The organism is Mycobacterium sp. 3519A, assembly GCF_900240945.1.
Taxonomy (GTDB): domain Bacteria; phylum Actinomycetota; class Actinomycetes; order Mycobacteriales; family Mycobacteriaceae; genus Mycobacterium.
This window is the reverse complement of the sequence record NZ_OESG01000013.1, coordinates 1,018,907-1,030,357: the sequence shown is the minus strand read 5'-3', so window position 1 is coordinate 1,030,357 and position 11,451 is coordinate 1,018,907. Positions and strand designations below refer to the sequence as shown.

At 65.8% G+C, this 11,451-nt stretch carries 13 protein-coding genes; 2 read left to right on the top strand and 11 right to left on the bottom strand.

Annotation, left to right across the window (positions count from 1 at the left end):
* Positions 1-7: 7 nt before the first annotated feature.
* The 3 genes from mtrB to C1A30_RS12825 all read right to left on the bottom strand — a co-directional run bounded on the left by mtrB (position 8) and on the right by C1A30_RS12825 (position 3,091).
* Positions 8-1,654 carry an MtrAB system histidine kinase MtrB gene (mtrB, locus tag C1A30_RS12835; protein ID WP_101948676.1) on the bottom strand — a complete coding sequence of 549 codons (1,647 nt, stop codon included), beginning with the start codon at positions 1,652-1,654 and terminating at the stop codon, positions 8-10.
* Between the two features lie 72 nt (positions 1,655-1,726).
* A complete protein-coding gene (gene mtrA, locus C1A30_RS12830; protein ID WP_014814652.1) occupies positions 1,727-2,413 on the bottom strand; it encodes a two-component system response regulator MtrA in 687 nt (228 codons plus the stop codon).
* A 48-nt stretch (positions 2,414-2,461) separates the two neighbouring features.
* Positions 2,462-3,091: a dTMP kinase gene (locus C1A30_RS12825; RefSeq protein ID WP_101948675.1), complete on the bottom strand. Its 630-nt coding sequence runs from the start codon at positions 3,089-3,091 to the stop codon at positions 2,462-2,464.
* A gap of 368 nt (positions 3,092-3,459) precedes the next feature.
* Here C1A30_RS12825 and C1A30_RS12820 point away from each other — a divergent pair, with 368 nt between their 5' ends.
* Positions 3,460-3,819 carry a heme-binding protein gene (locus tag C1A30_RS12820; RefSeq protein WP_101948674.1) on the top strand — a complete coding sequence of 120 codons (360 nt, stop codon included), beginning with the start codon at positions 3,460-3,462 and terminating at the stop codon, positions 3,817-3,819.
* Here the strand turns inward: C1A30_RS12820 and C1A30_RS12815 are convergent.
* From C1A30_RS12815 to C1A30_RS12785, 7 genes are all read right to left on the bottom strand, one after another.
* On the bottom strand, positions 3,816-4,367 hold the full coding sequence (locus C1A30_RS12815; protein ID WP_101948673.1) for a sigma-70 family RNA polymerase sigma factor: 552 nt from the start codon (positions 4,365-4,367) through the stop codon (positions 3,816-3,818). The genes C1A30_RS12820 and C1A30_RS12815 overlap by 4 nt on opposite strands.
* Before the next feature lie 89 nt (positions 4,368-4,456).
* The gene (gene ahcY / locus C1A30_RS12810; protein WP_101948672.1) at positions 4,457-5,926 is read right to left on the bottom strand and encodes an adenosylhomocysteinase; all 1,470 of its coding nucleotides are present in this window, start codon (positions 5,924-5,926) and stop codon (positions 4,457-4,459) included.
* 87 nt (positions 5,927-6,013) lie between these two features.
* Positions 6,014-6,658, bottom strand: a complete 645-nt coding sequence (locus C1A30_RS12805) for a TetR family transcriptional regulator (RefSeq protein WP_101948671.1) — start codon at positions 6,656-6,658, stop codon at positions 6,014-6,016.
* Positions 6,655-6,837 (bottom strand): rubredoxin, encoded by a 183-nt coding sequence (locus tag C1A30_RS12800; protein ID WP_101948670.1) that lies wholly within the window; start codon positions 6,835-6,837, stop codon positions 6,655-6,657. Before C1A30_RS12800 ends, C1A30_RS12805 begins: the two co-directional genes overlap by 4 nt.
* A gap of 83 nt (positions 6,838-6,920) precedes the next feature.
* Positions 6,921-7,082, bottom strand: coding sequence for a rubredoxin (locus C1A30_RS12795; RefSeq protein ID WP_101948669.1), 162 nt, complete (start codon positions 7,080-7,082; stop codon positions 6,921-6,923).
* Positions 7,082-8,281: an alkane 1-monooxygenase gene (locus tag C1A30_RS12790; RefSeq protein ID WP_101950163.1), complete on the bottom strand. Its 1,200-nt coding sequence runs from the start codon at positions 8,279-8,281 to the stop codon at positions 7,082-7,084. The genes C1A30_RS12795 and C1A30_RS12790 overlap by 1 nt, the downstream gene beginning before the upstream one ends.
* A 163-nt stretch (positions 8,282-8,444) precedes the next feature.
* Positions 8,445-9,062, bottom strand: coding sequence for a TetR/AcrR family transcriptional regulator (locus C1A30_RS12785; RefSeq protein WP_101948668.1), 618 nt, complete (start codon positions 9,060-9,062; stop codon positions 8,445-8,447).
* 55 nt (positions 9,063-9,117) lie between these two features.
* On the opposite strand from C1A30_RS12785, the gene C1A30_RS12780 reads away from it, so the two are divergent.
* A complete protein-coding gene (locus C1A30_RS12780; RefSeq protein ID WP_101950162.1) occupies positions 9,118-9,969 on the top strand; it encodes an oxidoreductase in 852 nt (283 codons plus the stop codon).
* 5 nt (positions 9,970-9,974) lie between these two features.
* Here C1A30_RS12780 and C1A30_RS12775 read toward each other — a convergent pair whose 3' ends face one another.
* Positions 9,975-11,444: an amino acid permease gene (locus C1A30_RS12775; protein WP_101948667.1), complete on the bottom strand. Its 1,470-nt coding sequence runs from the start codon at positions 11,442-11,444 to the stop codon at positions 9,975-9,977.
* Between the last annotated feature and the right edge of the window lie 7 nt (positions 11,445-11,451).

Sequence of the window (11,451 nt, the reverse complement as noted above, 5' to 3'; positions counted from 1 at the left end):
AGCCGTTTCACACGTTCTCCGTTGCGGGTTCGCGGTCGCGGGACCGGCGCGGGGGCCGTTCGCGCCCAATGGGTTTCATGGGCAGCGGACTTGTGGTCACCTTGTGCCCGCGGACCAGCGGCAGGGTGAGCCGGAAGCAGGCGCCCTTGCCGGGTTCGCCCCACGCCTCCAGCCTGCCCTGGTGCAGGCGGGCGTCCTCGATGCTGATCGCCAGGCCCAGGCCGGTGCCGCCGGAGCGCCGCACCCGCGACGGGTCCGAGCGCCAGAACCGGCTGAACACCAGCTTCTCCTCGCCGGGCCGCAACCCGACGCCGTAGTCGCGGACGGTCACCGCGACGGTGTCCTCGTCGGCGGCCATCCGGATCCGCACCGGTTTGTGCTCGGCGTGGTCGATGGCGTTGGCGATCAGGTTGCGCAGGATGCGTTCCACCCGGCGCGGGTCGACCTCGGCGATCACTCCTTCGGCGGGCATGTCGACGATCAGTTCGATGTCGGCGTCGGCCGCGAGGTGCCCGACGTTGTCCAGCGCGCTCTGCACCGTCGACCGCAGGTCCACCGACTCCACCGACAGTTCGGCGACGCCTGCGTCGTGGCGCGAGATCTCCAGCAGGTCGTTGAGCAGCGTCTCGAACCGGTCCAGCTCGTTGACCATCAGCTCGGTCGAGCGGCGCAGCGCGGGGTCGAGGTCCTCGCTGTGGTCGTAGATCAGGTCGGCGGCCATCCGCACCGTCGTCAGCGGGGTGCGCAGCTCGTGGCTGACGTCGGAGGTGAACCGGCGCTGCAGGTTGCCGAACTCTTCGAGTTGGGTGATCTGCCGGTGCAGGCTCTCGGCCATGTCGTTGAACGACACCGCCAGCCGCGCCATGTCGTCTTCGCCGCGCACGGGCATGCGCTCGGTGAGATGGCCTTCGGCGAAGCGTTCGGCGATGCGCGACGCCGACCGCACGGGCAGCACGATCTGGCGCGCCACCAGTAGGGCGATCGCGGCCAGCAGGCCGAGCAGCACCACGCCACCGGTCAGCATGGTGCCCCGCACCAGGGCGATGGTGGATTCCTCGTTGTTGAGCGGAAAGATCAGGTACAGCTCGAGATTCGTGACGGGCGAGGACGTCGGGCTGCCGATGACCAACGCCGGGCCGGAGAACCCGTCGGTGTGCACGGTCGCGTACTGGTAGCTGACCTGGCCGGCCTTGACGAAGTCGCGCAGCGCGTTGGGCACCTGTTGCACCGGCCCTGCCGCCGTCGCGGCGCGGGGGCCGTCGCCGGGGACGACGAGAACGGCGTCGAAGGCGCCGGCGAGTCCGGCGCCGGTGTCGGCCTTGCGGTCGATCAGGGTGTTGCGCGCCAACTGCAGGCTGCTGTCGAGCGAGCGGGTTTCCTCACCGCCGACGATGCCGCTGACGGTGTTGCGGGCGCGCTCGATCTCCTCGGTGGCCGCGCGCACCTTCACCTCGAGGATGCGGTCGGTGATCTGACTGGTCAGCACGAAGCCGAGCACCAAAATGACGGCGAGCGACAGCCCCAGCGTCAACACCACCACCCGCAACTGCAGGGAGCGCTTCCACGCCAGACCCATCGCTCGACTCAGCGCAGCGAATCCGCGTAAAAGTGGTGCCGAACGCCGGTGGATGCGCCGCCGCGAGCTGAAGATCACGGCGACCGCCGAGCGGTCGGTGTCACAGCGACGGCGAGTCGTCCGATCACGGCGACCGCCGAGCGGTCAATGTCACGGTGGTCCGGCCTTGTATCCCACTCCTCGAACGGTCAGGACCACCTGCGGGTTCTCCGGGTCTTTCTCAACCTTGGCCCGCAAACGTTGGACATGTACGTTCACCAAACGGGTGTCGGCGGGGTGCCGGTATCCCCACACCTGTTCGAGCAGCACATCACGAGTAAACACCTGCCTGGGTTTGCGCGCCAACGCCACCAACAGGTCGAACTCCAGCGGCGTCAGGGAAATCTGCTCACCTTGCCGAGTCACCTTGTGTGCGGGCACGTCGATGTCGACGTCGCCGATCGACAGCATCTCGGCGGGCTCGTCCTCGTTGCGGCGCAACCGGGCGCGCACCCGGGCGACCAGCTCTTTGGGCTTGAACGGCTTCATCACGTAGTCGTCGGCGCCCGACTCGAGGCCGAGCACCACGTCGACGGTGTCGGTCTTGGCCGTCAACATGACGATCGGCACACCGGAGTCGGCGCGCAGAACGCGGCACACGTCGATGCCGTTCATGCCTGGCAGCATCAGGTCAAGCAACACCAAATCGGGCCGCAGCTCGCGGACCGCCGTGAGTGCCTGCGTGCCATCGCCGATGACCGCGGTGTCGAAACCTTCCCCGCGCAGGACGATGGTGAGCATCTCGGCCAGCGACGGGTCGTCATCGACAACCAGAATCCTTTGCCTCATGGTGTCCATGGTGGCACCAGATTGCGATAAAACGCCGGTAGCGCACCCGCGAGTCGGCTATTGACCCAGCTCTGCGGCCAGCGCGGCGGCGTTCACGTCGGGTCCGGCCTTGACCCAGCGCCCGCACCAGTGCGCCGCGGCCAGCGCGGAGTACACCTCGTTGGTGCGGCGCTGCAGCGCGTCGTCGCGTTCGTAGGTGTCCTTGGCCCGGTCGGATTCGGTGTTGGCGCGGTGCTCGGCGCGTTCGGCGGCGAGTTCGGTGGGCACGTCGAGCAGCACCTGGACGTCGGGTTCCGGCAGGCGCAGCCGCTCGTATTCGAGGGTGCGGACCCATTCGACGACGTCGCCGTCGGCGCCCTGATGCAGCCGTGCGGCGCTGTAGGCGGCGTTCGATGCGACATAGCGGTCGAGAATCACCACGTCATAGGCGGCGATGAGGTGGCCAATCTCGTCTTTGGCGCCGGCGCGGTCGAGGGCGAACAGGACGGCCATCGCGGATACCGACTCGGCGAGGTCGCCGTGTTGGCCGTGCAGCGCCTCGGCGGCGAGGTCGGCTTCGATCGAGCGGCCGTAGCGCGGGAAGGCCAGGCTCGCGACGGACTTGTGGGCGGCTTCGAACGCCGAGCGCAGCCCGTCGGTCAGCGTGCGCTTGCCCGCACCGTCGACACCCTCGATAACGATGAGCACGCGTGGAGCCTAACCGGCCGCCTGGCTGGCGCGGCCGGCTGGCGCGAACGTGAATTACCGCTCGAAAAGCTTGCGGTTTTTCGCGCACAAGCTCACGGTCAGTTGCGCGGGCAGCTGGGTCGGGGAAACCAGAAGGGTCCGCAGTGGCGTACGACGACAAGTTCTTCTCTAGTGAAGACCGCTATGCCATTGACGTAGAGACGAATTCGGGTCTGCACTATCTCTCGATCCCTGTTGAATTCGCCGACCTAACTGGCACCTGCGCCGTCGCCCGGAAACGCCCGCCGCCTGTGGACGCGAACCCAATCTCCTGTGAAACTGCTTGCGACTAGCGCGTATTAGCGCCGGATGTGCGCAGACTGTGAGCCATGATTTTCACTCGCCTCGTCACCACCGTGTGCGCCGGCGCCGGGATCGGCGCGGCACTGTTCGTCGCCAGCCCGCTCGCCAACGCCAACCAGGATCCCGCCGCCGATCCCCCGAACTGCACCGCCGCCGACCTCGAAGGCGTACGCGCCGGAGTCGACGCGTCCACGTCGGCCTACTTGTTCACCCACCCCGACCTCAACGACTTCATGTCCAGCCTCAAGGCCATGTCGCGTGAGCAGGTGGCGGCAAAAGTCAAGGGCTACATGGCGTCTCACCCAGACGAACAAACCGACATGAAGAACATCCGCCAGCCGCTCCTCGACATCAAGAACCGCTGCGGCGCACCGCCGAGCGCCTAGGCCGCATAGCCGCGCGCTGTCGCGAAGTCCATCAGCAGCGCCCGCAGGTTGGCGCGGCCGCGGTGTAGCCGCGACATCACCGTGCCGAGCGGCACATCCAGGATTTCGGCAATCTCCTTGTACCGGAAACCTTCTACGTCGGCGTAGTAGACCACCAACCGCTGAGCCTCTGGCAGCGCCTGCAGCGCGTCGCGCACCTCGTCGTCGCCCATCTCCTCGAGCACGGCCAGCTCAGCCGACGGGTTGCCACCCGCGGTCGGCCAGACCTCGGCCACGTCGGCGGACAGCACCTCCTCCACGCGGCGTTGCGCGCTGCGGTACGAGCTGATCCAGATGTTGGTCATGATGCGGAAAAGCCATGCGCGCACATTTGATCCGTCGCGGTACCCATGAAAACCCGTGTACGCCTTGACCATCGTCTCCTGCACCAGGTCCTCAGCGTCAGCGGGCCGCCGCGTGTACCGCAGTGCCGCGCGGTACAACTGGTCGACCAACGGCAACACGTCGCGAACGAACCGCGCTTCCTGGTCATCTGTCCCGTCGCTCATATGACCAGCGTGGCACCTCAACCGCACTTGAGGTCAAGCCATTTTTAGCTGGGCCCGCAAACGCGAAACTGCGGCGATCTAACGAAGGATCAGTAGCGGTAGTGCTCCGGCTTGTACGGACCCTCGACGTCGACGTTGATGTACTCCGCCTGCTCTTTGGTGAGCTTGGTCAGCGTGCCGCCGAGCGCCTCGACGTGGATGCGCGCCACCTTCTCGTCGAGATGCTTGGCCAACCGGTACACCGCGTTGTCGTACTCGTCGTTCTTGGTCCACAGCTCGATCTGCGCGATCACCTGGTTGGAGAAGCTGTTGCTCATCACGAACGACGGGTGGCCCGTCGCGTTGCCCAGGTTCAGCAGTCGGCCCTCGGACAGCACGATGATCGACTTACCGTCGTCGAAGATCCACTGGTCGACCTGCGGCTTGATGTTGAGCTTCTTGGCGCCCGACCGCTCGAGTGCGGCCATGTCGATCTCGTTGTCGAAGTGGCCGATGTTGCCCAGGATCGCCTGGTCCTTCATCGCCTTCATGTGCTCGAGGGTGATGATGTCCTTGTTGCCGGTGGCGGTGATGACGATGTCGGCCTGGCCGATGCCGTCCTCCACGGTCACCACGTCAAAGCCGTCCATCAGCGCCTGCAGCGCGTTGATCGGGTCGATCTCGGTGACCGACACCCGCGCGCCCTGGCCTGCCAGCGACTCAGCGCAGCCCTTGCCGACGTCGCCGTAGCCGCAGATCAGCACCTTCTTGCCGCCGATCAGCACATCGGTGCCGCGGTTGATGCCGTCGATCAGCGAGTGCCGGGTGCCGTACTTGTTGTCGAACTTGGACTTGGTGACCGAGTCGTTGACGTTGATCGCCGGGAACGGCAGCTCGCCGGAGGCCTCGAACTGATACAGCCGCAGCACGCCGGTGGTGGTCTCCTCGGTGACACCCTTGACCGACTCGGCGATCTTGGTCCACTTGTTCTTGTCGGTCTCGAAGCGCTCGCGCAGCACGCCGAGGAAGACCTTCCACTCCGCGGGATCGTCGTCCTCGGCGGGCGGAACGACACCGGCCTTCTCGTACTGCGCACCGCGCAGCACCATCATGGTGGCGTCACCGCCGTCGTCGAGGATCATGTTGGCGGGCTCGCCCTCCCAGGTGAGCATCTGCTCGGCGGCCCACCAGTACTCCTCGAGCGTCTCGCCCTTCCACGCGAACACCGGAGTGCCCTTCGGCTCCTCCGGGGTGCCGTGCGGGCCGACGACGACGGCCGCGGCCGCGTGGTCCTGAGTCGAGAAGATGTTGCACGACGCCCAGCGAACTTCAGCGCCCAACGCGACGAGGGTCTCGATCAGCACCGCGGTCTGCACCGTCATGTGCAGCGAGCCCGAGATCCGCGCACCCTTCAGCGGCAGCACATCGGCGTACTCGCGCCGCAGCGCCATCAGCCCCGGCATCTCGTGCTCGGCGAGCCGGATCTCCTTGCGGCCGAAGTCGGCCAGGGAAAGATCGGCGACCTTGAAGTCGATGCCGTTGCGAACATCGGCGGTCAGCCGCTGCTCAGTCGTGGTCATAAAGGTTCCTTCTCGTGGCTCGTGGGCGCGTCGCACTTACTTAGCTTTGTTACATATTAGGCCGCGATCGGGCGCGGCGCCGTCGCGCTAGCTCTGCTCGATCACACCGTAGCGTTCGGCAAACGGCGTCATGAGTCTAGCGAGGTCCCGCGCCACATCGTGGTCGGCCTCCGGCGGCATCGAGACGTAGCTCATCGCGAGCCTGACGATGGCGCGGGCCAGCACGCCGGCGTCCTCCTCGCTGGTGCGCACCCAGCTATCCATGAACGACTCGGTCAACCGCGCCGAGCAGTGCGTGATGATCGGCGCCGAGTCGGTGGTGATCAGCTGCAGCAGATCCGGTTTGGTGGTGCCGGTGAGAAGCGAGATCACCAGCGGGTCGGCGGCGGACTCGGCGAAGAAATCGCGGAACCCCTGCAGGAACGCGGCGTAGATGTCGCCGACGTTGCCGCCGATGGCTTCCTCGATCTGATCCACCAGCCGATCGGCGAGCCGCAGCGCGTAGCCCTGCGCCAGCCCCTGCCGCGACCCGAACTCGTTGTAAATCGTCTGCCTGCTGATGCCGGCCGCCTTCGCGACGTCCGACAGCGTGATCGACGACCAGTCGCGGCTGAGCAGCAACTCCCGCATGCCATCCAAAATCGAATCGCGCAGCAGCACTCGCGACGCCTCGGCGTACGGAATGCGCTGCGCGCTTCGACTTTCGTTCACAGCCGCAACCGTAGCGGTCACGGGCGGACAACCTCCACCATCTCGAAATCGGATTTCGCCGCGCCGCAGTCCGGGCAGCTCCAGTCGTCGGGGATGTCGTCCCACCGGGTGCCGGGGGCGATGCCGTCCTCCGGCCAGCCCTTGGCCTCGTCGTACTCGAATCCGCACTGCACGCAGACGAACAGCTTGTAGTCGTTCATTTCAGTTCCCTTTCTTGTGTTGACTCTGCGCTGAGGGCGTCGGCTCCTCGCACTTTTCCGCCCTGGACGCAGAGTCAACGGATCTAGACGGTCTCGAAGTCGACTTTCTCGCGCACTGCACAGTCCGGGCAGCACCAGTCGTCGGGGATTTCACTGAACGGCGTGCCCGCCGGAAACCCTTCCCGCGGAGCACCTTTCGTCTCGTCGTACACGTAGTCGCAGCCGGGGCAGCGGTAGGCGCTCATCAGGCCACTCCATACTTCGCCAGCACCTTGTCGCGGACCCGCGGGTGCACGTTGACCCGGGCGATGTCGCCGTCGTAATGCGCGAGCACCCGATGATCCATGACCTTGCGCCACAGCGGCGGAAAGTAGGTCAGCGCGATCATCGACGCATACCCGCTCGGCAGGTTCGGTGCGGCCGCCATGCTGCGCAGCGTCTGGTAGCGCCGCGTCGGGTTGGCGTGGTGATCGCTGTGCCGCTGCAGGTGATACAGGAACAGGTTGGTGACGATGTGGTCGGAGTTCCAACTGTGCACCGGCGCGCACCGTTCGTAGCGGCCACTGTCGGTCTTCTGCCGTAGCAGCCCATAGTGCTCGAGATAGTTCACCGTCTCCAACAACGTGAACCCGAACACCGCCGAGATGACGATGTAGGGCACCAGCGCCCAGCCGAACACCGCGATCAGCGCACCGTAGAACACCACCGACATCGCCCATGCGTTGAGCACGTCGTTGGACCAGTGCCACGGACTCTTGCCGGCCCGGCGCAGCCGCTGCGCCTCCAACTGCCACGACGACTTCAGGCTGCCGAACACGCTGCGCGGCAAGAATTCCCAGAACGTCTCGCCGAAGCGGGCCGACGCGGGATCCTCCGGCGTCGCGACACGGACGTGGTGGCCGCGGTTGTGCTCGATGTAGAAGTGGCCGTAGCAGGTCTGGGCCAACGTGATCTTGCTCAACCAGCGTTCCAGCGAGTCCTTCTTGTGGCCCATCTCATGCGCGGTGTTGATTCCGACGCCGCCGAGCACACCCACCGACAGCGCCAGGCCGATCTTGGCGGGCCAGCCAAGGCCACCGTCGAATCCGAGCCAGCTCAGATCCGATGCGGTGAAGAGGTAGGCGCCCAGAATCACGCTCGCGTACTGGAACGGGATGTAGATGTAGGTGCAGTAGCGGTAGTACTTGTCGTTCTCCAGCCGCTCCATCACCTCGTCGGGCGGATTCTGTCCGTCCGGGCCGAAGCGCAGATCAAGGGCGGGCAGCAAAACGTAGAGCAGGATCGGCCCGATCCAGAACGGGACCTGCGCCGCGACATGCCAGCCCCACTGGTTGAAGGCCCACACCAACGGCAGCATCACGAACAAGGCCGTCGGGGCGATCAGCCCCATCAGCCACAGATAGCGCTTCCTGTCCCGCCACTGGGCGATGTCGATATCGGACATTTGCGTGGTCACTGCCTGCCTCCTCGGTGAGTCCCATCACGGCGTCGGCTTGACTTTATAGCCCAATTTGTCGCCTGTCTAGACACAGAGGCATGTTTTGTAAACACTCGTAGTGCCGCGCAATTCCGATTTCGGTGTGATGAGTCGCGCTCAGCGCTACCGATCACACCGAAATCGCAACCCGCCTCCATACCGCTTGGCAGCTTTGCGTGGCCTCGTCGACGGCTGCCGGCGAGACCTTGGATGCCTGATAGAAGCTGCGTTCGATCATCCAGCACAACGCCCTGGCCAGCGCCGGGGCGTCGGCAGGCCCATCGCCGGACGGCACTTTTGCGCGACGAAGAACGTCGCCGATCGCCTCGATCGACGCTTCGGCGGCACCCGCCCACAGGAGGTCGATTTCCGGGACGGTAGAGCCGAGATCCACGGCCATCCGCATCACCGGACCATGCTCGAGCCAAAGGTCGGCGGTGCGTCGCACGGCGGCGTCGATGACCTCCGGCACAGGACCGCCATCCGTGCGCGCTGCGCCTGCCGTGTCTTCGAGGGCATCCGTGATGCGGGCGACCAACGCCGTCAGGACTTCCTGCTTGGACCCGAAGTAGAAGTACAACGCTCCGCGGGTGATTCCGGCCGCCTTGGCGATACCGGCCACCGTCATCTCCGCGTAGCCGACGGTACTGAGCATCGTCTCGGCAGCCTCGAGGATCTGCTGCTCTCGTAGATCACCCTTGCGCACCGTGGGTGCCGAGCGACGAGAGGACCAGGGCTTAGTTGACATACTGTCGATTATATTCGACACTGTGCAGATTAAGACTCAATTCGACGGGGACGGCATGCGAACGATTTTCATCACCGGCGTGAGCTCCGGCTTGGGGCGCGCATTCGCCGAGGGCGCCCTGAACGCCGGTCACCAGGTTGTCGGTACGGTGCGAAACACCAACGACGCCAACGACTTCGAGGCACTGGCCCCGGGGCGCGCTCATGCCCGGTCCCTCGACGTCACCGATGATGCGGCCGTCTTTCGCACGGTGGCCGACGTCGAGTCGTCGGTCGGGCCGATCGACGTCGTGATCGCGAACGCCGGTTACGGTCTCGAGGGCATCTTCGAGGAGACGCCGCTGTCCGAGGTTCGCGCACAGTTCGCCACCAATGTGTTCGGCGTCGCCGCGACCCTGCAGGGTGCCCTGCCGTACATGCGACAGCGCCGGGCCGGACACCTGATGGCGGTCACCTCGATGGGCGGCCTCATGGCCGTTCCTGGCATGTCTGCCTACTGTGCGAGCAAGTTCGCGGTGGAAGGCATGCTGGAAAGTCTGCGTAAAGAGGTGGCGGCGTTCGGGATTCGCGTCACCGCGATCGAACCGGGCTCGTTCCGCACCGACTGGGCGGGCCGCTCGATGACCCGCGCGCAGCGCTCCATACCCGACTATGACGAGCTGTTCGATCCGATCCGCCGCGCCCGCCAGGCCGCCAGCGGCAACCAATTGGGCGATCCCGCGAAGGCTGCGCAGGCAGTCCTGGCGATCGTGGACGCTGACGAGCCACCCGCCCACCTGGTGCTGGGCTCTGACGCCCTCAGGCTCATCTCAGCTGCCCGAAGTGCATTCGACGAAGACATCCGCAAGTGGGAAACCGTCTCCCGCAGCACCGATTTCCCCGACGGCGCGCAGCTAGCCGCCAGCTGACCTGATCACGCGGAAATTGCCCGCTCGCGCCTGCCAAGCACCGAATGGCTCCGGCCGTACACGAAGTAGACGACCATGCCGATGGCCATCCAGATCAGGAACCGAATCCAGGTCAGCCCGGTCAGGTTCAGCATCAACCAGACGCAGGCGATGATCGAAGCGATCGGCAGTAGGGGCACCCCCGGCGCGCGGAACCCACGCTTGAGGTCCGGCCGCGTGCGACGCAGCGCGATCACGCCCGCCGACACCAGCACGAAAGCGAACAGCGTGCCGATGTTGACCATCTCCTCGAGCTTGCCGATCGGGAACACCGACGCGGTGATCGCGACCAACACCCCGACCAGCAGGGTGATGCGCACCGGCGTGCCGTGCGGGCCGGTCTTCGCCAGCGGACGCGGCAGCAGGCCGTCGCGGCACATCGCGAACAGCACACGGGTCTGGCCGAGCACCAGCACGATCACCACCGTCGTCAGCCCTGCCAGCGCGCCGATCGAGATCACTTTGGCGGCCCAGTCAATGCCGTTGGCGGCGAACGCCGTCGCGAGGTTGGCCTTCTCCCCCGCGTCGCGCAGTTCGGTGTAGCTCACCATGCCCGAAAGCACCACGGCCACCGCGACATACAGCACGGTGACGATCGCCAGCGACGCGAGGATGCCGCGGGATACGTCGCGCTGCGGATTCTTGACCTCCTCGGCCGTCGTCGCGACGATGTCGAAACCGATGAACGCGAAGAACACGATCGACGAACCGGCGAGCACGCCGTACCAGCCGTAGTGGCTGCCTTCGGCGCCTGTCAACAGCGAGAACAGCGACTGTTCCGCGCCACTACCGCCCTCGCCCGCCTCCGCAGGCGGGATGAACGGCGAGAAGTTGGCGGTCTTGATGTAGAACGCGCCGACCACCACGACCAGCAGCACCACCGCCACCTTGACCACCGTGATGGCCAGGCTCACCTCCGCCGACAACTTGGTGCCCCACGCCAAGATCACGGTGACGAACGCGATGATCAGCAGCGCGCCCCAATCGAGTTGCAGCGCGCCGAAATCGGCCACACCGCCGCCGAATCCGAACACCGTGCCCAGATAGCTCGACCAGCCCTTGGCCACGACGGCGGCGGCGACGGCGAATTCCAGGATCAGATCCCAGCCGATGATCCACGCGACGAACTCACCGAAGGTGGCATAGGAGAAGGTGTACGCACTGCCCGCCACCGGTACCGTCGACGCGAATTCGGCGTAGCACAACGCGGCCAGCCCGCACGCGATCGCCGCGATGACGAACGAGATGGAAATCGCCGGGCCGGTGATGTTGCCAGCCGTCGACGCGGTGATCGTGAAGATGCCTGCCCCGATCACCACGGACACGCCGAACACGGTCAGGTCCCACCACGTCAGGTCCTTGCGCAATCGGGTGTCGGGCTCATCGGTGTCAGCGATGGACTGTTCAACCGACTTCGTTCGCCATCTTCCGGCCATGAGCACG